The sequence below is a fragment of the Streptomyces sp. NPDC001728 genome (assembly GCF_040297565.1).
In the GTDB taxonomy this organism is placed as follows: domain Bacteria; phylum Actinomycetota; class Actinomycetes; order Streptomycetales; family Streptomycetaceae; genus Streptomyces.
The window spans coordinates 161,402-182,795 of sequence record NZ_JBEOZK010000006.1; the positions used below are offsets into that span (position 1 = coordinate 161,402).

The window sequence follows — 21,394 nt, forward strand, 5'->3', positions numbered from 1 at the left end:
CGACCACCAGCCCCGCGCGACCACCCCCGGCCCCCACCCCATAATTCGCTGTCGCCCCCACGGCGGCGCTCCCTACACTCGCGGCACGGCGCACCGACCGGTGTGCCGTGCCGCGAGTGACTACCGAGGAGAGCCGACCGTGCGTACGCGCCGCTTCGACGTGATCCTCGCCTCTCGCCCCGGCCGGTGGCGGCTGCGCGCCCGCCATCGCCGACCCGTGACGTAACGCCTCCGAGCGCCGTCCGGGCATCGCGCTGCCCTGTTCTCCACGCAGCAGCGAAAGGCACGACACCGTGCGTACCCGGCCCCACACCCAGGCCCTCACCGCCCGCGTCCGCAACCTCGGCATCCTCGCCCACGTCGACGCGGGCAAGACCACCGTCACCGAGCGGTTCCTGTTCCTCACCGGCGCCACCCACAAGCGCGGCGAGGTCCACGACGGCACCACCGTCACGGACTTCGACCCGCAGGAGCGCGACCGGGGCATCACGATCTTCGCCGCGGCCGTCAGCTGCGACTGGGCCGGGCACCGGATCAACCTGATCGACACCCCCGGTCACGTCGACTTCTCCGACGAGGTCGAGCGTTCGCTGCGCGTCCTGGACGGCGCCGTCGCCGTCTTCGACGCCGTCGCGGGCGTCGAACCGCAGAGCGAGACGGTGTGGCGGCAGGCCGACCGGCACGGCGTCCCGCGCATCGCGTTCGTCAACAAGCTGGACCGCGCGGGTGCCGATCTCGACGCCGCGGTGGAGTCGATCCGTACCCGCCTGGGCACGGTCCCGCTCCCCGTCCAGCTGCCCATCGGCCGCGAGGACGGCTTCACCGGCGTCGTGGACCTGGTCGGGATGCGGGCGTACGTGTGGGCCGAGGGCGCCGACGCGTACACCGACGCACCGGTCCCGGACGCCCTCCTGGACGAGGCCCGGCGCCGCAGGCGGCGTCTGGAGGAGTCGGTGGCGGAGCTGCATCCCGGCGCCCTCGACGAGTTCTGCGCGCACGCGGAGCTCTCCGGGGAGACGCTGGCGGGCGCGCTCCGCGACCTCACCCTGAGCGGTGACGCGGTGGTCGTGCTGTGCGGCTCGGCGTACCGCAACCGGGGTGTCGAGCCGCTGCTCGACGCCGTCGTCGCCTACCTCCCGGCCCCGTCGGACATGCCTCCGGTGCGCGGGGAGGTCCCGGCGGACCCGGCGGCGCCGTTCACCGCGCTCGCGTTCAAGGTGAGCGCGACCGCCACCGGCCGTATGACCTACGTCCGCGTCTACGCGGGCACGATCGGAAAGGGGGACACCGTGCTCGACACGGCCGCCGGGCGCACCGAGCGGATCGCCCGCATCCTGCGGGTCCAGGCCGACCGGGCGACCGAGGTGACCGTGGCGCGCGCCGGGGACATCGTCGCCGTCGTGGGGCCGAAGGGCGTCCGCGCCGGGGCGACCCTGTGCGCCCCGGACGCGCCCGTCGTCCTCGAACCGCCGACGACCGCCGACCCGGTGGTCTCGGTCTCCGTGGAGGCCCGCAGGAGTGCGGACACCGGCCGGCTCGCGACGGCGCTCGCCCGGCTGTCCGAGGAGGACCCCTCGCTCGTCGTGCGGTCCGACCCGGAGACGGGCCAGACGGTCCTTTCGGGGCTGGGCGAACTGCATCTGGAGGTCGCGGTGGAGAAGCTGCGCCGCGACCGGGGCCTTGAGGTGACGGTCGGGCGTCCCCGGGTCGCGTACCGGGAGACGGTGGCGAAGGGCGTCACCGGGCTGCTCCACCGTCATGTGAAACAGGACGGCGGTGCGGGCCAGTTCGCCCATGTCGTCATCGACGTCGAACCCCTCGGCGAGGACGCTGAGTTCGCGTTCCGGTCCACCGTCACGGGCGGCCGGGTCCCGCAGGAGTACGTCCGCGCGGTCGAGGCCGGCTGCCGGGACGCGCTCGTCGAGGGCCCGCTCGGCGGGCACCCGGTGACGGGTGTCCGGGTCACGCTCACGGACGGCGCCACGCATCCGAAGGACTCCTCGGAGATGGCGTTCCGCACGGCGGGCCGCTTCGCCCTGCGCGAGGCGCTCCGCGCGAGCGTGATGACGCTCCTGGAGCCGGTGGCCGACGTCACGGTCACCGTCCCCGCGGAGTCCGTCGGCGCGGTCCTCGGGGACCTCGCGGCGCGGCGCGGCCGGGTGACCGACCAGACGACGCGCGCGGGTACGGCGGTGGTGGAGGCGACGGTGCCGCTGGCCGAACTCTTCGGCTACGCGTCCCGGCTGCGCGGCCGTACGCAGGGCCGGGGCACGTTCACCACCCGCCCGGCGGGTTACGCCCCCGCCCCGCAGGGCCGGACGGAGTGAACGGAGGTGTCCGGGCCGCGGTGACTCCGTGGCCCGGACACCGGGCCGGCGCGATCAGGCCGTGGCACACGTCACCGCGGCCAACGCCCGCAGCAGGGCGTTAGGTTGATCCCATCGGACACGAGGGGTACGAGTGACGGACCAACAGGATCTTCTGTACCGCGTGGAGTCGGACCCGGCCTGGAACCCGGTCGCGGCCGGCACCGCGCGCGTCGGCCTGCATCCGGACGAGACGGCGCCCGAGGTCATCGTGGTGAGCGGTCCCTGCCCGCGCTGCCGCCACGAGACCGTGCACGCCGAGCCGCTCGTCGCGTACGCCGACGCGCTCACCCGTACCGGTCTGCTGGCCCGTCTGCTGCTCCGCCGGGCCACCGAAGCGGGCTCGCGCGAGGTCGAGGTCATCTGCGCCTGCTCCGCCGTCCATCCCGAGGCCGGTGAGCACAAGGGGTGCGGGGCCTCCTGGGTGCTGCACGTCGAGTGGGGCGTCTGATGGCGGTCCGCGTCACGGCCGGCACGCCCAGTACGCCGGCCAGCCGCGCACGCGCCGACGAGTCCCGGGGCCTGCTGGAGGGCGAGCTCGTCCGGGTCCGCGCCCAGGCCGAGAACTGGCGCAACGGCCTCGCCGCCCTGCTCGGCCTGCTGACGGCGGTCGGGATCGTCAAGGGGCCGGACACCCTGCAGGGGTTGTCCGGCGGCGCGCGCGGCGCGGTGGGAGTGCTCCTGCTGGGAGGACTGCTGCTCTCCGCGGCCGGGGCCTTCTTCGCGATGCGCGCGGCGTTCGGGCTGCCGCGCCGTCGCGTGGCCGGCGCCTCCCTGGAGGAACTGCTCACCAGGGAGCGCCTGACCGTGCGCCGGGCGGTACGGGACCTGCGGCGGGCCATCGTCGCGGGGTTCCTGGCGCTGGCCATGGTCACCGCGGGGATCGGTCTGACCTGGTACGGCCCCCGGCCCGGGAATCCGGGGGTGCTGGTCGTGCAGACCGACGGGAGCGTGCTGTGCGGCACGCTCACCGGGATCGACGCCAAGGGGGTGCGGTTGCGGGTCAAGGACGTGGAACGACGGCTGCCGTCGGCGCGGATCGGCTCGGCGAAATCGGTGGAGAGCTGCCCCTGAGAGCCCCGAAGCCGCCCCTAGAGGTTGGCCGTCCAGCGGGCGTCGGGGACGGCGCCTTGCCGGTGGAGGTCGGCGATCACGGGGGCGGTCTGCTCCCAGAGGACGTCCACGATCTCCTTGATGGCCGTGCCCAGTTCGAGGAGGGGTTCCGCGTCGTCTTCGAGGCGTGCCCGCGCGTGCGTGCGCACGAGGTCGCGCCGGAGCGCGGCCGGTGGGTGGGTCGGGGACTCGCGGCGCGGCGCGTTCTCGCCTGTCACCAGCAGGGGCACCGCTCGTTCGAGGATCTCGCAGGCGGAGAAGAACAGCTCGACGCCCGCGTGGGGCAGCGCCGCGCCGTACTGCCCGCTCATGGCCCCCAGGGACAGGTTCCAGCCGAGGAGGTCGGCCACGACCTCCTGCTCCCATTTCCAGCCGACCTCGGTGACCTCGCCCTCGGCCGTCCCCAGCATGCGGCGCCGGGACTTCCGGTCGGCCACGTGTTCGGCCATGACATGGCCGTACTCATGGCCGAGGACGAAGAGCTCCATCCCCTCCCGGAGGATGGCGCCCATGTTGCTGATGCCCTCCGGGGCGAAGTACTGGGGCGCCCGGCTGGGCCGGCCCTCAAGGAGATAGGCGAGCACGACCTCACGGAAGCGGCGAACGGCCTCCGGGGACTCCCGCACATGACGACGCACCCTGTCGATGTCCACGGAGAACGCCAGCTGGTCGCCGACCCTCTCGTGGGGCATGGCCAGAGCCACCGCCTTGCTGAACAGGTTGGCGAAGTTGAGGAGTTCGTCCTCGAAGACGACCAGGTGCGTCCGCGAGTCGGGGGCGAGCAGCGTCACGGCGTTGATCTCGCCCGTGGCCATCATGCCCAGCACGGGACGGGGGACGGTGTCGGGGAGGGAGGCCTCAAGGCGGTCCGCCAGCATGTGGATCACCAGGTATCCACCGGGATGCTCGTCGGGACCGCAGGGCGGCCAGTGCTCCTGACCTGTCGCCCCGAACTGGACGACCTGCTGCAGTTGCTCCTCCGACAGGCCCGGCATCCCCCTCCCGGTCTCAAGGACGAACTCGTTCCAGCGCGCCCCCTGCCTGGGCTGGCGCCTGCCGCCCGCCTGGGCGATCTGCGCCTGCAGCTCCCACAGAAAGGCGCGCGCCCTGTCCTCGTCCGTCTCCGTCGCCATGGTGCCGTTCCCCCGTCCCTCTCCCTTCCCCTCAGTCTGGCGGCAGTCGGACGACCGCGTCAGCGGAATCGGCGCAGGGCGCGAAGTCGAGTTCCGCCCGTACGGTCTTCCCGACCGGCACCCGGTCGAGCACCTCCCACCGGGACGCCAGCGCCTCGACGAGGAGCAGGCCGCGCCCGCCCTCGTCCAGGGGGCGCGGCGCGGCCGGGGCCCGCCGGGCGGCCGGCGCTCGCCCCGGGTGTCGGAGACCTCGACGCGGAGCAGCGCGCCCGGCGCGTAGGTCATCCGCAGCTCGCAGTCGCGGCCGGGCACCCGGCCGTGGGTGACGGCGTTCGCGGCGAGTTCGGCGACGAGGAGTCCGACGGTGTCGGAGGCCTCGGAGCCGTACGGGAGGCCCCAGCGGTGCAGTTGGTGCTGGGCGAGCCGGCGGGCGAGCCGGGCACCGCGCGGGGTCGAGCTGAAGCGCTGCGCGAACACACGTACGGTGACGGGCGCTCCGCGGGTCACGGGGGAGGTCATGAGGCCAATGTGGCGCCCGCCGCAGGGAGTTGCCAGCTCAGAAACCCGTACGCTGCACAGCGTACGGGTTCACGCTCTGGACTGTACTCGTGACTATCAGTGAATCTAACTGCGTTCAGCGCGAGCACACGGGTACGGGAGGTGGCGGGGTGACGGACGAGGTCCCGAAGGGAAGCGAACCGGAGACGTCGGAGAGCCTGAGGGCTTTCGGGGAAGTGGTCAAGGCCTTCCGCAGACGGGCGGGGCTGACGCAGGAACAGTTCGCGCCACTGGCCGGGTACTCGGCCCCCATGGTCGCCTCGATCGAACAGGGTCGGCGCCTGCCGTCGAAGGAGTTCGTGGACCGCGCGGAGGAGGTGCTGGACGCGTTCGGGGTCATCAAGGCAGCGGCCAAGCACCTGACGCGTAAGGCGGGGCTGGCGAAGTGGTTCGAGGGGTGGGCCGACTTGGAGCCCCTGGCGGTGACGTTGTACACCTACGAGAACCGACTCGTACCGGGCCTGTTCCAGACGCCCGCATACGCCCGGACGCTCTTCGAGGAGCAGATCCCGGCGATGAGCGACGACAAGATCGAGTCGAACCTGGTCACACGCGTGGAGCGGGCGAGCATCCTCACGGAGCGCCCGGAGACGATCTACAGCTTCATCATCGAGGAGCACGCGTTGCGCCGTCAGGTGGCCGCCCCGGAGGTCATGCGCGAGCAGCTCGACCACATCCTCGACCTCTGCAGGCGGCGCAACATCGACATCCAGATCATGCCGCAGTCGCGCGGGTACCACGCGGGTCTCGGCGGCCCCTTGTGCCTCCTGGAGACCGAGGAGAACGCCTGGTACGCGTACAGCGAGGGCCAGGGCACCGGCCAGCTCGTCTCCGACCCCAAAGTGGTCAGCATCCTCCAGCAGCGGTATGCCAGGATGCGGACACAGGCTCTGTCCGTAGAAGCATCCGTGGGCCTGTTGCGGGAGATCCGAGGAGCACTATGAGCACCACTGAACTGGCCTGGTTCAAGAGCAGCTACAGCGGCGGCAGTGGCGACAACTGCGTGGAAGTCGCCCTCTCCTGGCACAAGTCCAGCTACAGCAGCGGCGACGGCGACAACTGCGTCGAGGTCGCCGCCTGCCCCTCCACCATCCACGTCCGTGACTCCAAGAACCCGGACGGCCCCCGGTTCGCCGTGGCGCCCGCCGCCTGGACGGGGTTCCTCGCCCAGCTGGTCTGAACCGCGTCTGACAGGATGCGTGTACCCGCCCGCCACCGCACGCGGACGGGCGGGTACACGCACGACGCGAGGAGCGACACCCATGAGCACGACCCCCGGCGGCTACCTCTCCGGCCTCTTCTCCCTCGAAGGGCGCACCGCGCTCGTCACGGGCGGCAGTTCCGGCATCGGCCGGGCCATCGCCGGGGCGCTCGCCCGCGCGGGGGCGGGCGTGGTCGTGATGGCGCGCAAGGAGGCGGAGCTGACCGCGACCGTCGACGAGCTGACGGCCGACGGCTGCCGGGCGGCCTGGGTGAGCGCCGACCTGAGCGACCGTACGGGGATCAAGGCCGGCGCGGAGGCGGCGGCGGCCGTCTTCGGGGAGCCCGACATCCTGGTCAACTCGGCGGGGATCAACCTGCGTCCGCCGTTCGGCGAGCTGGGCGAGGAGGTCTGGGACACCACGATGACGGTGAACCTGGAGGCCCCCTTCCTGCTGGGTCAGCGCTTCGGCCCGGGGATGGCGGAGCGCGGCTTCGGGCGGATCATCCACATCACCTCGCAGCAGGGGCACCGCGCGTTCGTGCAGAGCGGCGCGTACGGGGTGTCGAAGGGCGCGCTGGAATCGCTGGCGCGCTCACAGGCGGAGGCGTGGTCGCCGCACGGGGTGACGGCGAACACGCTGGTCCCGGGCTTCGTGATGACGCCGCTGAACCAGCGGCTGTCCACGGACCCGGAGAAGGTGGCGGCGCTGGCGGCCCGCACGATGGTCGGCCGGAACGGCCTGGCGGAGGATTTCGCGGGCGCGGCGGTCTTCCTGGCGAGCGGCGCGTCGGCCTATGTCACGGGCCAGTCCCTCTTCGTGGACGGCGGGTTCTCCGTCCACTAGAGAGTGTCGTGAGGCACGCTCAGCGCTCAGCCGAGGAGCGTCGCCAGGATCAGTTGGTCGAAGACGAGGTAGGCCAGGGCCGAGAAGGGGACGGCGGTCAGGAGGGTCAGCGCGCGTTCCCTGTGGGTGCGGCCCATGAGCAGCGGCACGAGAACCAAGACGGTGAGGCAGGCCCATGCCTGGGGGGCGTAGTGCAGAACCCAGGCGTAGTGGATGCCTTCCATGCCGAAGACGCCCGTCAGCGCGGCAAGGCCGATGACGCGGTGGCGCGGGCTGGTGCCCCGCCACCAGGAGCCCGCCACCCCGAAGAGGGGGCCGGCGACGCACGCCATGCCGATCCAGACGAGCGGAGCGAACAGAGAGCCCACGCCGCCGCGCGCGACCTCCGCGTAGCCGTAGTAGCCGATGACGAGACCGGACTCGGCGAGCAGGCCCCCGACGGCGGCCACGGGCAGGCCCACCTTCCGGGCCGGCAGGGCGCCCGCGGCGAACGCGGCGACGGACCAGACCGCACCGGAGTTGGGGATCTGGTTCCACGCACCCGGAAGCCAGCCCTGGGCCAGATTGGTCAGGACACCGAGAAGGAGTCCTCCGACGAACGCCGACGCCGTCGCGTATCCCCAGGCTCTTCCGCTCGTATCGCGCACTGAGACGATGACCGGGGACGCGCTCATGGTGGTGCTCACTTCTCTGCCGGGGGCCGCATGGCTCACACCTCGTGGTGCAGAGAGGAGGATGCGCGATGCCGACGGCGCGTTCCCTTGACCTGCGGCTCACTTCTCCGCCGAGGGCCGCGCGGCTCACACCTGTCGGCCGGGCGGACCGATGCGGGGTTCCGTCGGCGACGACTCAGCGTCGGGGGAACGGGTCATGGACGGGGCCCGATCGAGACGGACCGGGTCGGTCGTGACGAAACCGCGGAAGGTCGTATTCGGGGATCAGGAAGCTGCTGTACCCGACGGGCCCGGAGCGCTCCCCCCAGTACATCGCGCCGGCCACCACGTGACCGTCGGCGCCCGAGTCGGTCTCCAGGACGAACGCGCGCCGGTCGCGCCAGGGGCGGGGGTCCGCGTCCCGGATCCGGTCCGCTTCGCCCGGGGAGGCGAGGCGGACGGTCAGCCGGGAGTAGTGATCACGCAGGGAGAGTGCGCCGACGTTCTTGAAGAGGACTTCCACCGTGGTGGACAGTCCGGCGTCGGGGTTCGGCTCGCCGCGGAGGAGGATCTGGCCGTGGCCGATGATGTAGGCGAACAGGCTCAGAGGCCGTTCGAACACGACCGGCACGTCCACCGACTCCGTACGCTGCCCCGACACGAGCACCCCTCGCTTCTCCCTCGGCCGCCACCTCGCCCCCGACCCACGATCGGTCTCACGGCGGGCGAAACGGCGCAACTCTACCTCCCCCGGCCCGGCTGACCTCGCGGCACCGCCCTAGTCGACGTCGGCCCGGCCGGCCGCCAGTTCGGAGCGGACGAGTTCCAGGAGGCGGCCCATCCAGTTTCGGCCCCGGCCTCCGTTGTCGCCCCAGAAATCCGAGTCCGCGTCGTCGTAGACCAGGGTCGCGTCGCCCGTGCCCAGAAGGACCGCGGCGAGGTCGGCATGCTGCTCGTACTTGGTGCGCAGCAGTCGGGTCATGACCGCTGTGCGGGTCCGGTCCCAGCCCTCACGACGCGTCGCCCTGGCCGCGAGTGTCTGGGCCTTCGCCCCTGTCTCCGCGGTGGCGACCGCGATACGCGCCTCCGGTTCGGCGACGGACTCGGCCCAGTAGGCGTGCGCCACCGACGGATAGGTGACGTCGTCCAGGGTGATGGCTGCGGGGTAGTCGGTGCGCAGGGACCGCTTGTCCGGGTGTTCGAGCGCGCGCTGCGGATACGAGTGGGGCAGCTTCAGCGCGGGGGCGAAGGAGTACGCGGCCCCGTCCGCCGGCACCCGCGAAGGCGCCTCGGCCATCCGGCGCCGCTCCTCGAAGTACTCAAGGGCCTCGTCGTACTCCTCCTGTGTGATGCGTTCGTCGGGCCATTCGGGATCGGGACCGCCCGGGCCTGTCACCAGGATCTGCAGGGGGTGGTCCTTGCGGTCCATGTCGCCGAGGGCGTAGTGACGCACCGTCTCGGGGATGGCCAGATAGGCGGCCCTGGCCGCGGACCGGTTCTCCTCCGTCCGCTCGGCGAGGAACACCTCCACCGCCGCCAGGCAGCGGCCGGTCGAATCGGGGCGACCGTTCAGCTCGTCGATGGTGTCGCGGACCTCGGCGAGCAACAGTTCCGGAGTGAGCCGGGTGTCCGGTTCACCGAAGACCCACGAGCCCAGGTGGTGTGCGGATGCCCAGCCGCCGTCGGGAAGGCTGGTGGCCACCCACCCGCTGCGGAGCTTCTTCTCGAACTCGTCGAGCGTGACCAGGTCCCAGCAGTCGACGATGCCGTCGGCGTAGATGAAGAGGTCGGTGAGGAAGTAGGTGCCGCCGTTGCGGATGAACGCGTGACGCCAGGTTCCGGGGACGCGAACGCCGTCCGCCATGCGATGGGTGAGCCGTCTGCCGATCATCCCGCGATGATGCCCGAGGATCCTGCCGGGAAGCACACCGATAAATCCGTCGCCGCAGCTCAGAGCCACCACGACATGACCGGCGCCGGCTGGGACGCGCGGTGCGCGGGTCCGTTGGCAGCCGACGGGTGGGCGGACTCGGGGAACGATTCAGCACCCCTCGGGTCGCCCCGCCCCCTGACCGCCGTCGACGCCGCCCGGCCCTCGTACCCCGGGCGCGGGTGGCTCGACGACGGCGGCCCCGGCCGCTCCGTCAGCCCGCCTCCGGCTCCAGCCGGAGCGAGATCGAGTTGATGCAGTACCGCTGGTCCGTCGGCGTCGGGTAGCCCTCGCCCTCGAAGACGTGGCCCAGGTGGGAGCCGCAGCGGGAGCAGCGGACCTCCGTGCGGACCATGCCGTGGGAGGTGTCCGCGATCAGCTCGACGGCATCGCTGTCCTTCGGGTCGAAGAACGACGGCCAGCCGCAGTGCGACTCGAACTTCTCGTTCGAGGTGAACAGCTCCGCGCCACAGGCACGGCAGGAGTAGACGCCCTTGGTCTTGGTGTCCGTGTACTCACCGCGGAAGGCGGGCTCCGTGCCCGCCCGGCGCAGCACCTGGTACTCCGCCGGGCTCAGCTCCGCGCGCCACTGCTCGTCCGGCTTCTCGACGTCGTAGGCCATCGTTCGTCCACTCCCTCAGATCGACAGGCGGGCGAGGATCCGCGGACCGAGATCCGTGACGTCGCCCGCGCCCATGGTGAGAACGAGGTCGCCGGGCCCGGCCATTCCCGCGACGACGTCCGGGACCGACTCCTTGTCGTGGACGGCCGTCACGTCGGCCCCCGCCGCGCGGGCGGCGGCGATGATCAGCTCGCTGGTGATGCCGGGGATCGGGTCCTCGCGGGCCGGGTAGATGTCCAGGACGACGGACGCGTCCGCGAGGGCCAGCGCGTCACCCATCTCCTTGCCCAGCTCCTGGGTGCGGGAGAACAGGTGCGGCTGGAAGACGACGAGCAGACGGGACGCCCCGGCGGCGCCGCGCATGGCCTCCAGGTCGGCGGTCATCTCGGTGGGGTGGTGGGCGTACGAGTCGATGACCTGGACGCCCTTGGCCTCGCCCTTGAGCTGGAGGCGGCGGCCGACCCCGGTGTACGCGGTAAGGGCCTGGGCCAGCTCCGCCGGGTCGATGCCGACGCGGGCGCCGGCGACGAGGGCCGCGGCGGCGTTGTGGGCGTAGTGGCGGCCGGGGACGGAGACGGTGAAGGTGTGCTCGACTCCGTCGAGGGAGACCGTCACCTCGCTCTTCATCCCGTTCGGGACGATCTTCAGGATGCGGGCGTCGGAGTCCTCGGTCTCGCCGACCGTGACGACGTTCAGCCCCTCGCGGTCCGCGACCCGGCGGGCCAGCTCACGGGCGCCGGCGTGCTCGCCGACGACCAGGGTGCCGCCGGGGCGGATCTTGGCGGTGAAGGCCTCGAAGGACTCGTAGATCTCTTCGAGGGAGGCGTAGTTCGCGTGGTGGTCCAGCTCGACGTTGAGGACGATCGCGACCTCGGGGTCGTACTTCTGGAAGCTGCGGTCGCTCTCGTCGGCCTCGGCGACGAAGACGTCCCCGGTGCCGTGCAGCGCGTTGGTGCCGGGGCCCGCGAGGTCGCCGCCGATCGCGTACGAGGGGTCGAGGCCCAGCTCCGTCAGGGCGACCGCCAGCATCGAGGTGGTCGTCGTCTTGCCGTGCGTACCGGCGACGGCGATCGCGCTCAGGCCGTCCATGAGGGAGGCGAGGGCGTCGGAGCGGTGGACCACGGGGATGCCGAGTTCGGCGGCGCGGGCCAGCTCCGGGTTGTCGGCGCGGATGGCGCTGGAGACGACGACGGCGGAGGCGTCGTCGGCCAGGTGCTCGGCGGCGTGGCCGATGTGCACGGTGGCGCCCAGGGCGCGCAGGGACTCGGCGGTCGCCGACTCCTTGGCGTCGCTGCCCGCGACCTTCGCGCCGCGCTGGGCGAGGATCTTCGCGATGCCCGACATTCCGGCACCGCCGATGCCGATGAAGTGCGGCCGTTCCATGGCGGCGGGAATGGCGGGTGCCATGCGGATCTCTCCCCGGGGTGTGTCTGGTGGCTACCTGTTGCGTGCGTAACAGGTAGCTCCCACCCTAATCGCTTGTGCCACGCCTACCCGGCGGCGCCAACCCGTGTCCGCGCCCCCTGCACGGAGCGCGGACACGGACCGGCGGCCCGGCCCGCGGGACGGGCCGGGCCGCTCTCGCGCCTACTCGCTGTGGGCGAAGAGCTTGAGCACCGGGACCCCCACCTTGTGGCGGGCCCGGGACGCCCAGTCGCGGTGGAAGAACTCCTCCACGTAGTGCGGGGCGGTGAGCACGATCACCTCGTCCGCCTCCGACTCGTCGACGACCGCCTTCATCTTGGTGAGCGGGTGGTCCTCGACGACCTGGCCGACCGCTTCGCAGCCGGCGTCCCTCAGGGCCTGGAGCGAGTGCTCCAGGGCCAGCTCGGCGGGGACCCTGGCCGCCTTCCCCTCCGGTTCCTCCCCCTCCCGGGTCGCCTCCTTCAGCTCGCCCATGGCGACGTCGTCGATGGCGCGCAGCAGTACATCGGCCTGGTCACCACGCGGCTGCATCAGGACGATGAAGGACACGCCCTCCTCGCCGTGCAGGGTGGTGACGAATTCCACGTCGACGGACGTGAGGGGCTTCTCGATCATCAGAACGCTTGTGAACACCTCAGGAGCCCTTCTGCGGAAACCATCCTTCCCCGTGCCCGCACGGGGTCTGCGCAGTAAGTGTGCCCAGCGGACGGTAAGCGGAACGACAAATTCCGCTGATTGTCAGATCCGACGGTAGCGGGTGAAGAGGAAGCCGTCCTGCTCCAGCACGGAAGCCACCTGGAAGCGTGTCGGGACGGCCACCGAGGGGCCCCCGGCGATCCGCTGCGCGCCGCCCGCCGTCATGGTCGGCGAGACCGTCAGACACAGCTCGTCCAGGGCCTCCGCCGCGACGAACTGACCGAGCAGCCGCGGACCGCCCTCGATCAGCTGCCGCCGCAGCCCGCGCTCCGCGAGCGCCGCCACCGCGCGGGCCGGGTCCACCCCGGCGCCGTCGCCCGCCACCAACACCGCGACCCCCGCGTCCCGGGCGGCCCGCACCCGCTCGACGGGCGCGGCGGCTCCGGTGAGCAGCAGGGTCGGCACCAGCGGCTCGGTGAACAGGGGCAGCGAGAAGTCCAGGTCGAGCGAGGCGCTGACCACGGCGATGGCGGGCGCCGGGCCCTGTCCGGCGGCGGCGCGGCGGGCGGCGAAGGCCTCCCGCGCGCGTGCGGGGCGGTAACCCTCCAGGCGTACCGTCTCCGCACCCACCACGACCACGTCGGCGAGGCCCCGCAGGGTGCCGAAGATCCGCATGTCGGCCTCGGAGGAGAGCGGCTGGGAACGCCCCTCGTGCTGGCCGGCCCCGTCGAGCGAGGAGACCATGTTGGCCCGCAGCCAGGCGTTCTTCCCGGCCGGAAGCTCCGGGTAGGCGTAGGCGTCGGCCAGCTCGTCGAGGGACCACTCCCGGTCCCCGGACGCGGTCTCGTGGGCTGTCATGTCCGTCACAGGGAGCAGTCGTCGCATCCTCGCAGTCTGACATGGCGCTTACAGTGGGGAACTGTGTCGACCCGTACCCTCACCGAAGCCGTTTCCGCCTCAGCGGCCCCGCTCTCGCTCTGCTCCCGAGAGCCCCACGTCCCCGCCGACCGCCTCGTCGCGGAGATGGTGCCGCCGCCGCGCTTCGACTCCGTACGGTTCGACACGTACCTCCCGGACCCGAACCAGCCCAGCCAGACGGACGCCGTCAAGGCGCTGAGCACCTTCGCCGAGGGCCTGGGCGGGGCGCACGCCACCGGCGCCGGGAAGCGCCGCTGGTTCGCCCGGAAGCCCGCCGCCCCCACCGGCCCGCGCGGGATCTACCTGGACGGCGGATACGGCGTCGGCAAGACCCACCTGCTGGCCTCGCTCTGGCACGCCACCCCCGCCGAGCCCGCCCTGAAGGCCTTCGGCACCTTCGTCGAGCTGACCAACCTGGTCGGCGCGCTGGGCTTCCAGCAGACGGTCAAGACCCTCGGCGATCACCGTCTCCTCTGCATCGACGAATTCGAGCTCGACGACCCGGGCGACACCGTCCTCGTCTCCAGCCTGCTCGGCAAGCTGGTCGAATCCGGCGTGGCGCTCGCTGCCACCTCCAACACGCTCCCCGGCAAGCTCGGCGAGGGCCGCTTCGCCGCCGCCGACTTCCTCCGCGAGATCCAGGGCCTCTCCGCCCACTTCATGCCGCTGCGGATCGACGGCGAGGACTACCGCCACCGCGGGCTGCCCGAGGCCCCCGCCCCGTACACCGACCAGGTCGTCACGGAGACGGCGTACGCGACGCCGGGCGCCTCCCTCGACGACTTCCCGCACCTGCTCGAACACCTGGCCAAGGTTCACCCGAGCCGGTACGGCGCACTCACCGACGACCTCACCGCCGTCTGCCTCACCGACGTCCAGCCCGTGCCCGACCAGTCGACGGCGCTCAGGCTCGTCGTCCTCGCGGACCGGCTGTACGACCGCGAGATACCCGTCCTCGCCTCCGGTCTCCCCTTCGACCGGCTGTTCAGCGACGAGATGCTGAACGGCGGCTACCGCAAGAAGTACTTCCGCGCCATCTCCCGGCTCACCGCGCTCGCCCGCGACGCCAAGGGACTCGTCGCGCAGTAGCTTGGTGGCCGTACCCCAGCGAAAGGGATCCACCATGGCCACCGTGCGTCACGCACACACCGTCTGGCAGGGCGACCTCCTCAAGGGCTCCGGCGTCGTCACCCTCGACTCGTCCGGCCTCGGCTCGTACGACGTCTCCTGGCCCGCCCGGTCGGAGGAACCGAACGGCAAGACGAGCCCCGAGGAGCTCATCGCCGCCGCGCACTCCGCCTGCTTCTCGATGGCCTTCTCCAACGGCCTGGCCAAGGCCGGCAACACTCCGACGCGGCTGGACACCAAGGCCGACGTCACCTTCCAGCCGGGCGAGGGCATCACCGGCATCCACCTCACCGTGCGCGGCGAGGTCCCCGGGCTGAGCGCGGAGGAGTTCCAGTCGCTCGCCGAGGAGGCCAAGAAGAACTGCCCCGTCAGCCAGGCGCTCACGGGCACGACGATCACGCTCACGGCCGAACTGGCCTGACGCCGGATCACCCCACGCGCCACATGAGGCCGTTGTGGCCCGCATGGTTCACGGTTCACCACCGTGCGTGATAGATACATGCGGGTCACACGTCACATCACACGCCTGTCCGCCAACAGGAAAGTGGTTGCCTCATGTCAGCGACACGACGTCAGATCCTCTCCCGCACCGGCGCCTCCGTCGCCGGGATCGCCTTCACCGGCGCACTCTCCGAACTCTTCGCAGGCAGCGCCGGTGCCGCCCCGGGCGGCGGTCACACCGGACGCGGAGGCTACGGGCCCCTCGTCCCCGACCCGGACGGCCTGCTCGACCTCCCGGCCGGCTTCCGCTACCGGGTGCTCTCCCGGCAGGGCGACCCGCTCCGCTCCGGCGAGGGCCGGGTCCCCAGCAATCCCGACGGCATGGGCGCCTTCGCCGGCCACCGGGGCCGCGTCCACCTGGTCCGCAACCACGAGAACCGGGTCACCGGGAAGATCGCCGTCCCCACCGTCCCCGGCCTCACCTACGACCCGGCGGGCAAGGGCGGCTGTACGGCCCTGGAGCTCGACGGCCGGAACAACGTCCTCGGCGAGCGCGTCGCCATCGCCGGCACCGCCGTCAACTGCGCGGGCGGCCCCACCCCCTGGCGCACCTGGCTGACCTGCGAGGAGACCGAGGACAGGGCCGGGACCAACGGGTACACCAAGGACCACGGCTTCGTCTTCGAGGTCGACGGCGCCGACCCGCACCGCACCGGAGCCGTCCCGCTCACCGCGATGGGCCGCTTCCAGCACGAGGCCATCGCGATCGACCCGGCGAGCGGCGTCGTCTACGAGACGGAGGACGCCTTCGAGCACCCCTTCGGCCTCTTCTACCGTTTCCTCCCCGAGAAGCCGCTCGGCGGCACCGGCTCGCTCCGCGCGGGCGGCGCCCTGGAGGCCATGCGGGTGCCCGGCGTCCCCGACCTCTCGGTGGTCCAGGAGACCGGCACCCGCTTCGAGGGCATCGAATGGGTCCCCGTACCCGACCCCCTCGCCGCAGGGACGCCGGTCAGGCACCAGGACTTCGGCCCCCGGGGCATCACGCACGCCCAGAAGCTGGAGGGCTGCTACTGGGGCGGGCGGGCCGTCTACTTCGTGTCCTCCTTCGCGCGCGAGAAGGACGGCTCCGGCGCCACCCACTTCGGGCAGGTCTGGAAGTACGAGCCGCACCGCCGCCGTCTCACCCTCGTCGTCGTCTTCGGCCCGAGCACCGACGTCCGGCTCCCCGGCGAGTCCCCCGACAACATCTGTCTGGCGCCGAGCGGGGGCCTGATGGTCTGCGAGGACGGCGAAGGGGCGCAGCACGTCTTCGGGGTGAGCGAGCGGGGCGAGGTGTACGCGGTCGCGAGGGGCGCGCAGAACATCGGGACCCCGGACGCCCCGGAGTGGGGCGAGTTCGCGGGCGTCACCTTCTCCCCGGACCGGAGCACGATGTACGTGAACTGCTACACGCCGGGAACGACGTTCGCGGTGACGGGCCCGTGGTGCTGAGCGAGCCCCCGCCGCTGCGGGACCTGCTGCGGGTCCCCGTGGGCGAGCGGATCGACCTCACCGCGTACGACGCCGCCGCGACCCCCGGCGGCCCGGCCGGCAAGACGGCCGGGCGGGCCGCCACCACCGCCCTCGCGCCCCGGCTCGCCGGACTCCAGGAACGTCTGTACGCGTCGAGCACGGCGGGCGACCGCCGTCGTGTCCTGCTGGTGCTCCAGGGCATGGACACCAGTGGGAAGGGCGGCACCGTCAAGCATGTGATCGGCCTGTTCAACCCGTCGGGCTGCCGCATCCACGCGTTCAAGGCCCCGACGCCGGAGGAGCGGAAACACCCGTTCCTCTGGCGGATCTCCAGGGCGCTCCCCGGTCCTGGCGCGATCGGCATCTTCGACCGCTCGCACTACGAGGACGTCCTCATCGCCCGCGTACGGGAGCTGGTCCCGCGCCGCACGCTGGGCAGCCGCTACGGCCGGATCAACCGCTTCGAGAAGTCCCTCGCCGAGGACGGCGTGACGGTGGTCAAGGTCTTCCTCCACCTCTCGTACGAGGAACAGCGCGCCCGCCTCCTGGAGCGCCTGGACAACCCCGAGAAGCACTGGAAGTTCAATCCGGGCGACATCGAGGAACGCGCGCTGTGGCCGGCGTACCGGGAGGCGTACGAGATCGCCCTCGAACGCTGCGCGACGGACGAGGCCCCCTGGTACCTGGTCCCGGCGGACCGCAAGTGGTACCGCAACTGGGCGATCAGCAAGCTCCTGCTGGAACACCTGGAGGCCCTGGACCCGGCGTACCCGCCGGGGGACTTCGACGTGGAGGAGTGCCGGGCCCGGCTCCTGGCCACCTGAGCGGCCCGGCGGGTGAACCGCCGGGTCCCGTGGGCGCACACGGGTGTCATGACCGCCGAGCCGTCAGCAGATCATCACATTGATCGGTTAACTTCCGGTCGTGAACACTTCTGTGCGAAATTTGGCGGCTCTCGGCCTTCTGGGCGCCGTCCTCGTCGGCTGTGGCAGTGGCGCGACCGAAAGCCCGGCGGCGAAGGCGACGGCGAAAGCGACCGTTGCCGGAACCCCCTCGCCCCGGGCCAGCGCCGCCGCCCCCGGCTCGAAGCCCGCACGCGTCCCCGCCGCCCCGCCCACCATGACCCCCGGGCGCGGCGGGCTCACCCCCGTCTACACGCGCCGCGCGAAGGGCGCCGAGAAGGTCGTCGCGCTCACCTTCGACGCCGACATGACGGCCGACCAGGGGCCCCGGGCCGCCGCGGGCGAGCACTTCGACAACCCCGAGCTGATCGCGACCCTGCGCCGCCTCAAGGTGGACGCGACCGTGTTCATGACGGGCCGCTGGGCGGAGGAGTACCCCGACCAGGCGAAGTCCATCGGCGGCGACCCGCGCTTCGAGATCGCCAACCACTCCTACAGCCACTACGCCTTCGCGAACCCCTGCTACGGCCTCCCGACGGTCTCCGGGCCCGACATGGCCTCCGACGTGCAGCGGGCCTTCGACTCCTTCCGCGACGCGGGGGCCGTCAACGTCGTCCCGTACTTCCGCTTCCCCGGCGGCTGCTACGACGACGCCGCCCTGCGCGCCCTCGCCCCCACCGGGGTGACCGCCGTCCAGTGGGACGTGGTGAGCGGGGACGCCTTCGCGAAGGACGCCGACGCGGTCGCCGAGCAGGTCCTCGACGGCGTCAGGCCCGGCTCCCTCGTCGTCATGCACTGCACCCGCAGCGCCGCCCCCGTCACCGAGCGGGCGATCCGCCGGATCGTCCCGGAACTCCGGGCCCGCGGCTACCGCTTCGTGAAGGTCTCGGAGCTGATGAGCCGCTGACCCGGCGCCCTCACTCCAGGCGGGCCGTGGCCCGGCACGCCAGGGCCGCGACCGCCCCCGCCAGCAGCAGCGCGCCGCCGCAGGCGAGCCAGGGCGGGTCGGCGGTCGTCGTACGGGCCCCCTCGACAAGGGCGGTCATCGCGTGCTTCGCCGGGGAGCCGGTGGTCACCAGCGCGAGCAGCGAACCGAGCACGAGGGCGGCGAGCGACCAGCCGGTGGCCCGGACGAAGGGACGCGAGGCCAGCGCGCCGACGGCGGCGCCCGTCAGCGCGCACGCCCCGGCCGCGAGCAGCCCCGCGGAGGCCGCGGCGCTCGCGGTGACCCCGCGCCGGTCGCCGGTCGCCGTCACCACGAGCACGGCGACCGTACCGACGAGAACCGGCCAGGCGGCCCCGGTGAGCAGCGCCGCGAGATGCGCGCGGCCCCGGCCGGCCGCCGCCGCGACCACGGTCCGTGCTGCGGGCGGTTCCTGGGTGAGGCAGATCCGCACGGACCAGGCGGACACCGGGAGCAGCGCGGCGGCGGTGAAACCCAGCGCGCCGAGCACCGGTTCGCCGGCCTGGACACCGACGCCGATGAACACCGCGTACAGGAGCAGCGGCGCCAGCCAGCGCTGGGAGCGGAACAGCAGACCCGACTGGTAGCGCAGGAGCGCCGTCATACCCGTACGCCTTCGGTGCCGAGGTGGTGGACGTGCCAGGACGCGGCGAGCAGCGCGCCCAGGAGGGCGTCGGAGTGGGCCGCGTCCACGGTCAGGACGGTGGTGCCGTCCGGGCCGGGGGCGGTCGCCGGGTCGCCGGGCAGCCGCCCGGGGAACGCGCGGCCACCGGAGACGGTGATCAGGACGGGCGGGCGGAGGGAAGCGGCCTCCGGTGCGTCGGGGCCGCGCGTCGCCGCCCGTACGTCCCCACCCGCGCCGATGGCTCGTACGTCCCCGGCCTCCCGTACCCGTCCTTCCCCCACCGCGTACACCGCGTCCGCCTCCCCCGTCAGCCGTCGGGGGTCGTGGTCGACGAAGACGACCGTCGCCCCGGCCGCCAGGCGTTCGCGGACGGCCGTGTCCAGTTCGGCGCGGGCCCCCGTGTCCAGGCCGGTCCAGGCCTCGTCGAGGACCACGAGCGACGGGGCGGCCAGCAGGGCCTGGGCGACGGCGACCTTCTGGCTGGTGCCCTTGGAGAGTTCCGCCATGGCCGTACGGGCGTGGCCGGCCGCCCCGAAACGTTCCAGCCACTCCCCCGCCCCGGCCCGCGCCGCCGCCCGGCCGAGGCCCTGGACCCGGCCGAGGTGCACCAGGTAGTCGACGGCCGTGAACGGCAGGGCGACCGGGAAGCGTTCGGGGACGTACGCGGTGCGGGCCGGCCGGCCGGTGACCCGGCCCTCGGTGGGCGCGTCGACCCCGGCGACCAGCCGCAGCAGCGTGGACTTGCCGCCGCCGTTGCCGCCGACGACCCGGACGAGGGCCCCGGCGGGCAGGGCGAGGCCCACCTCACGGAGCACCCACGGCCCCCGGAGGCCGTGGCGGCGCCCGACCCGCTCCAGCCTCAACCGGCCGAGTTCTTCTGCGGGGTCGCCTCGCTGGGCCGGACCACCACGAAGCCCTGCCCGTCCAGCTTCAGCTGCACCGCCTCGCCGGAGCCGCCGCGCATCATGGAGCCGAGCGACTGGGAGCGGTTCAGCGAGGTGTGCAGGTTCTCGCTCCAGCCGACGACGGCATCGGTGTCGACGTAGACCGGGGCCCCCGGGGTGACGGGGATGACGATCGGGTTGCCCTCGCAGATCAGGGCGACCTTCCCGTAGCCGGAGAAGACCGAGTTGAAGAGGCCGCCGCCGGTCATACCGGCACCCTTCACCGTCCTGATCTCGTAGTGGAGGGTGGGGTCGAAGCAGAGCACGTTCCGGCCGTTGACGGAGAACGCGTCGCCCTGCTCGATCTCGACGATGAAACAGTTCTGCGCCTCGTGCGCGAACCAGGCCTCGCCCTGGCCGCGCACGGCCATCAGCGCCAGGCCCTCACCGGTGACGGCGCGCTTGAGCAGGCCGCCGATGCCCTGCCCCTTGCGCTCGAACTGGAGATCGCCGCGGAAGGCGATCATCGATCCCTGGCGTGCGTGCATCTCGCCGTTGACCGTGTACTTGACCGACTTGGCGTTCTGGAGGGTCATCCCCGGGAAGTCGGAGACCTCGGCGAGATTCTCGCCGGCGAAAAGATCACTCTTCATGGGGGCATCCTGGCCCGGAAGCCCCGGCTCCCACAAGGATCGCTCGCCACGGCAGTGGCAGACTTGCCGGGTGAGCAGCAACGACACCGATCTCCGCGATGAGAAGCCCCAGTTCGTCCTTCCCCTGGTGGTCCGGATCGAACGGGACGCGCCGCCGTCCCGCACCGACGCCCTGGAGACCGCGGCGCGCGCCGTCCTGGAGATCCTGACCGACGACCGTTCCCTCGGCGAGGGCGAGTGGGCCCAGGTCATGACCGACTGGCAGGACGCCCGTATCCGCAAGGTGGTGCGCCGGGCGCGCGGCGCGGAGTGGCGGCGCGCGGGCACCCTCCCCGGCATCACGGTCACGGGGAAGGAGGCGGAGGTACGCGTCTTCCCTCCGGTCCCGCTCGACGGCTGGCCCAAGGACCTGGCCAAGCTCCAGGTGTCCGGCACCGACCTCGACGACCCGGCCGCGCCCGGACCCGTGCCGGACGGGGCGGCGGTCCTGTGGCTCAATCCGGAGCTCGACATGTCGGCGGGCAAGGCGATGGCCCAGGCCGGGCACGGGGCGCAGCTGCTGTGGTGGGCGATGTCGGACGCGGACCGCGCGTCCTGGCGGGACGCGGGCTTCCCGCTCGCCGTGCGCACCGCCCCCGCCGGGGAGTGGCCCGCGCTGACGACGGGCGGGCTTCCGGTGGTGCGGGACGCGGGGTTCACGGAGATCGCACCGGGCTCGTGCACGGTGGTGTCGGCGTTCCCGGGCACGGTGTGACGGGAGACGAGCCACGGGGCGTGACCGGATCGGGACCTCGCGCCGTGACCGGAACGGAACCTCAAATCAAGCTCTGAACGTCCCCCACTCGGGGTTCGAACGTCCCCCACAGGGCCATCAGGTGGGTGA

At 72.4% G+C, this 21,394-nt stretch carries 23 protein-coding genes and 1 pseudogene; 12 read left to right on the forward strand and 12 right to left on the reverse strand.

Annotation, left to right across the window (positions count from 1 at the left end; translation table 11 throughout):
• Nucleotides 1–293: 293 nt before the first annotated feature.
• The 3 genes from fusA to ABT154_RS12155 all read left to right on the forward strand — a co-directional run bounded on the left by fusA (nucleotide 294) and on the right by ABT154_RS12155 (nucleotide 3,440).
• Entirely contained in the window at nucleotides 294–2,327 is a 2,034-nt protein-coding gene (gene fusA, locus ABT154_RS12145; RefSeq protein ID WP_351856173.1) for an elongation factor G, read from the forward strand.
• Nucleotides 2,328–2,460: 133 nt separating this feature from the next.
• Nucleotides 2,461–2,817, forward strand: coding sequence for a hypothetical protein (locus ABT154_RS12150; RefSeq protein ID WP_351856176.1), 357 nt, complete (start codon nucleotides 2,461–2,463; stop codon nucleotides 2,815–2,817).
• Complete coding sequence (locus ABT154_RS12155; RefSeq protein ID WP_351856179.1) at nucleotides 2,817–3,440, forward strand: hypothetical protein; 624 nt, start codon at nucleotides 2,817–2,819, stop codon at nucleotides 3,438–3,440. The genes ABT154_RS12150 and ABT154_RS12155 overlap by 1 nt, the downstream gene beginning before the upstream one ends.
• 17 nt (nucleotides 3,441–3,457) lie before the next feature.
• On the opposite strand, the gene ABT154_RS12160 is transcribed toward ABT154_RS12155, so the two are convergent.
• Both ABT154_RS12160 and ABT154_RS12165 read right to left on the reverse strand, forming a co-directional pair.
• Nucleotides 3,458–4,612 carry a M48 family metalloprotease gene (locus tag ABT154_RS12160; RefSeq protein ID WP_351856181.1) on the reverse strand — a complete coding sequence of 385 codons (1,155 nt, stop codon included), beginning with the start codon at nucleotides 4,610–4,612 and terminating at the stop codon, nucleotides 3,458–3,460.
• 31 nt (nucleotides 4,613–4,643) lie between these two features.
• Nucleotides 4,644–5,131, reverse strand: a pseudogene (locus ABT154_RS12165) (ATP-binding protein).
• Between the two features lie 149 nt (nucleotides 5,132–5,280).
• On the opposite strand from ABT154_RS12165, the gene ABT154_RS12170 reads away from it, so the two are divergent.
• The 3 genes from ABT154_RS12170 (at nucleotide 5,281) to ABT154_RS12180 (ending at nucleotide 7,218) form a co-directional block, all read left to right on the forward strand.
• Nucleotides 5,281–6,114 (forward strand): helix-turn-helix domain-containing protein, encoded by an 834-nt coding sequence (locus tag ABT154_RS12170; protein WP_317878177.1) that lies wholly within the window; start codon nucleotides 5,281–5,283, stop codon nucleotides 6,112–6,114.
• A complete protein-coding gene (locus ABT154_RS12175) occupies nucleotides 6,111–6,350 on the forward strand; it encodes a DUF397 domain-containing protein (protein WP_351856183.1) in 240 nt (79 codons plus the stop codon). The genes ABT154_RS12170 and ABT154_RS12175 overlap by 4 nt, the downstream gene beginning before the upstream one ends.
• Before the next feature lie 82 nt (nucleotides 6,351–6,432).
• Nucleotides 6,433–7,218: an SDR family NAD(P)-dependent oxidoreductase gene (locus ABT154_RS12180; RefSeq protein WP_351856185.1), complete on the forward strand. Its 786-nt coding sequence runs from the start codon at nucleotides 6,433–6,435 to the stop codon at nucleotides 7,216–7,218.
• Between the two features lie 26 nt (nucleotides 7,219–7,244).
• Here ABT154_RS12180 and ABT154_RS12185 read toward each other — a convergent pair whose 3' ends face one another.
• The 7 genes from ABT154_RS12185 to ABT154_RS12215 all read right to left on the reverse strand — a co-directional run bounded on the left by ABT154_RS12185 (nucleotide 7,245) and on the right by ABT154_RS12215 (nucleotide 13,369).
• Complete coding sequence (locus ABT154_RS12185) at nucleotides 7,245–7,892, reverse strand: DUF6518 family protein (RefSeq protein WP_351856187.1); 648 nt, start codon at nucleotides 7,890–7,892, stop codon at nucleotides 7,245–7,247.
• A 175-nt stretch (nucleotides 7,893–8,067) separates the two neighbouring features.
• Nucleotides 8,068–8,532, reverse strand: a complete 465-nt coding sequence (locus tag ABT154_RS12190) for a hypothetical protein (RefSeq protein WP_351856189.1) — start codon at nucleotides 8,530–8,532, stop codon at nucleotides 8,068–8,070.
• 117 nt (nucleotides 8,533–8,649) lie between these two features.
• Nucleotides 8,650–9,762, reverse strand: coding sequence for an NADAR family protein (locus ABT154_RS12195; protein ID WP_351856191.1), 1,113 nt, complete (start codon nucleotides 9,760–9,762; stop codon nucleotides 8,650–8,652).
• A gap of 253 nt (nucleotides 9,763–10,015) precedes the next feature.
• Nucleotides 10,016–10,423, reverse strand: coding sequence for a peptide-methionine (R)-S-oxide reductase MsrB (gene msrB, locus ABT154_RS12200; RefSeq protein ID WP_351856193.1), 408 nt, complete (start codon nucleotides 10,421–10,423; stop codon nucleotides 10,016–10,018).
• A gap of 15 nt (nucleotides 10,424–10,438) precedes the next feature.
• Entirely contained in the window at nucleotides 10,439–11,830 is a 1,392-nt protein-coding gene (murC, locus tag ABT154_RS12205; protein WP_351856195.1) for a UDP-N-acetylmuramate--L-alanine ligase, read from the reverse strand.
• Between the two features lie 180 nt (nucleotides 11,831–12,010).
• The gene (locus tag ABT154_RS12210; protein ID WP_351856197.1) at nucleotides 12,011–12,481 is read right to left on the reverse strand and encodes an indole-3-glycerol phosphate synthase; all 471 of its coding nucleotides are present in this window, start codon (nucleotides 12,479–12,481) and stop codon (nucleotides 12,011–12,013) included.
• Nucleotides 12,482–12,586: 105 nt separating this feature from the next.
• Nucleotides 12,587–13,369, reverse strand: a complete 783-nt coding sequence (locus ABT154_RS12215) for a pyrimidine reductase family protein (RefSeq protein WP_351856198.1) — start codon at nucleotides 13,367–13,369, stop codon at nucleotides 12,587–12,589.
• Nucleotides 13,370–13,405: 36 nt separating this feature from the next.
• Here ABT154_RS12215 and zapE point away from each other — a divergent pair, with 36 nt between their 5' ends.
• The 5 genes from zapE to ABT154_RS12240 all read left to right on the forward strand — a co-directional run bounded on the left by zapE (nucleotide 13,406) and on the right by ABT154_RS12240 (nucleotide 18,292).
• Nucleotides 13,406–14,491 carry a cell division protein ZapE gene (gene zapE / locus ABT154_RS12220; protein WP_351856200.1) on the forward strand — a complete coding sequence of 362 codons (1,086 nt, stop codon included), beginning with the start codon at nucleotides 13,406–13,408 and terminating at the stop codon, nucleotides 14,489–14,491.
• A gap of 34 nt (nucleotides 14,492–14,525) precedes the next feature.
• Complete coding sequence (locus ABT154_RS12225; RefSeq protein ID WP_351856202.1) at nucleotides 14,526–14,951, forward strand: OsmC family protein; 426 nt, start codon at nucleotides 14,526–14,528, stop codon at nucleotides 14,949–14,951.
• Between the two features lie 134 nt (nucleotides 14,952–15,085).
• Nucleotides 15,086–16,462, forward strand: coding sequence for an alkaline phosphatase PhoX (locus ABT154_RS12230; protein WP_351856204.1), 1,377 nt, complete (start codon nucleotides 15,086–15,088; stop codon nucleotides 16,460–16,462).
• Nucleotides 16,453–17,307, forward strand: a complete 855-nt coding sequence (locus ABT154_RS12235) for a PPK2 family polyphosphate kinase (protein ID WP_351856206.1) — start codon at nucleotides 16,453–16,455, stop codon at nucleotides 17,305–17,307. The genes ABT154_RS12230 and ABT154_RS12235 overlap by 10 nt, the downstream gene beginning before the upstream one ends.
• Before the next feature lie 121 nt (nucleotides 17,308–17,428).
• On the forward strand, nucleotides 17,429–18,292 hold the full coding sequence (locus ABT154_RS12240) for a polysaccharide deacetylase family protein (protein WP_351856208.1): 864 nt from the start codon (nucleotides 17,429–17,431) through the stop codon (nucleotides 18,290–18,292).
• 10 nt (nucleotides 18,293–18,302) lie between these two features.
• Here ABT154_RS12240 and ABT154_RS12245 read toward each other — a convergent pair whose 3' ends face one another.
• The 3 genes from ABT154_RS12245 to ABT154_RS12255 are packed head-to-tail and all read right to left on the reverse strand — an operon-like array spanning nucleotide 18,303 to nucleotide 20,511.
• A complete protein-coding gene (locus ABT154_RS12245; protein ID WP_351856210.1) occupies nucleotides 18,303–18,953 on the reverse strand; it encodes an ABC transporter in 651 nt (216 codons plus the stop codon).
• Nucleotides 18,950–19,837: an ATP-binding cassette domain-containing protein gene (locus ABT154_RS12250; RefSeq protein ID WP_351856212.1), complete on the reverse strand. Its 888-nt coding sequence runs from the start codon at nucleotides 19,835–19,837 to the stop codon at nucleotides 18,950–18,952. Before ABT154_RS12250 ends, ABT154_RS12245 begins: the two co-directional genes overlap by 4 nt.
• On the reverse strand, nucleotides 19,834–20,511 hold the full coding sequence (locus ABT154_RS12255) for an AIM24 family protein (protein ID WP_351856214.1): 678 nt from the start codon (nucleotides 20,509–20,511) through the stop codon (nucleotides 19,834–19,836). Before ABT154_RS12255 ends, ABT154_RS12250 begins: the two co-directional genes overlap by 4 nt.
• Nucleotides 20,512–20,581: 70 nt before the next feature.
• Here ABT154_RS12255 and ABT154_RS12260 point away from each other — a divergent pair, with 70 nt between their 5' ends.
• Entirely contained in the window at nucleotides 20,582–21,265 is a 684-nt protein-coding gene (locus tag ABT154_RS12260; protein ID WP_351856216.1) for a peptidyl-tRNA hydrolase, read from the forward strand.
• Nucleotides 21,266–21,394: the final 129 nt, after the last annotated feature.

Coding starts and splice junctions, on each gene's coding strand:
- ABT154_RS12225 (WP_351856202.1), top strand. CDS start 14,526: ATGGCCACCGTGCGTCACGCACACACCGTCTGGCAGGGCGACCTCCTC.
- msrB (WP_351856193.1), bottom strand. CDS start 10,423: ATGGCCTACGACGTCGAGAAGCCGGACGAGCAGTGGCGCGCGGAGCTG.
- ABT154_RS12160 (WP_351856181.1), bottom strand. CDS start 4,612: ATGGCGACGGAGACGGACGAGGACAGGGCGCGCGCCTTTCTGTGGGAG.
- ABT154_RS12215 (WP_351856198.1), bottom strand. CDS start 13,369: ATGCGACGACTGCTCCCTGTGACGGACATGACAGCCCACGAGACCGCG.
- ABT154_RS12230 (WP_351856204.1), top strand. CDS start 15,086: ATGTCAGCGACACGACGTCAGATCCTCTCCCGCACCGGCGCCTCCGTC.
- ABT154_RS12255 (WP_351856214.1), bottom strand. CDS start 20,511: ATGAAGAGTGATCTTTTCGCCGGCGAGAATCTCGCCGAGGTCTCCGAC.
- ABT154_RS12175 (WP_351856183.1), top strand. CDS start 6,111: ATGAGCACCACTGAACTGGCCTGGTTCAAGAGCAGCTACAGCGGCGGC.
- ABT154_RS12185 (WP_351856187.1), bottom strand. CDS start 7,892: ATGAGCGCGTCCCCGGTCATCGTCTCAGTGCGCGATACGAGCGGAAGA.
- ABT154_RS12245 (WP_351856210.1), bottom strand. CDS start 18,953: ATGACGGCGCTCCTGCGCTACCAGTCGGGTCTGCTGTTCCGCTCCCAG.
- ABT154_RS12155 (WP_351856179.1), top strand. CDS start 2,817: ATGGCGGTCCGCGTCACGGCCGGCACGCCCAGTACGCCGGCCAGCCGC.
- ABT154_RS12195 (WP_351856191.1), bottom strand. CDS start 9,762: ATGATCGGCAGACGGCTCACCCATCGCATGGCGGACGGCGTTCGCGTC.
- ABT154_RS12180 (WP_351856185.1), top strand. CDS start 6,433: ATGAGCACGACCCCCGGCGGCTACCTCTCCGGCCTCTTCTCCCTCGAA.
- murC (WP_351856195.1), bottom strand. CDS start 11,830: ATGGCACCCGCCATTCCCGCCGCCATGGAACGGCCGCACTTCATCGGC.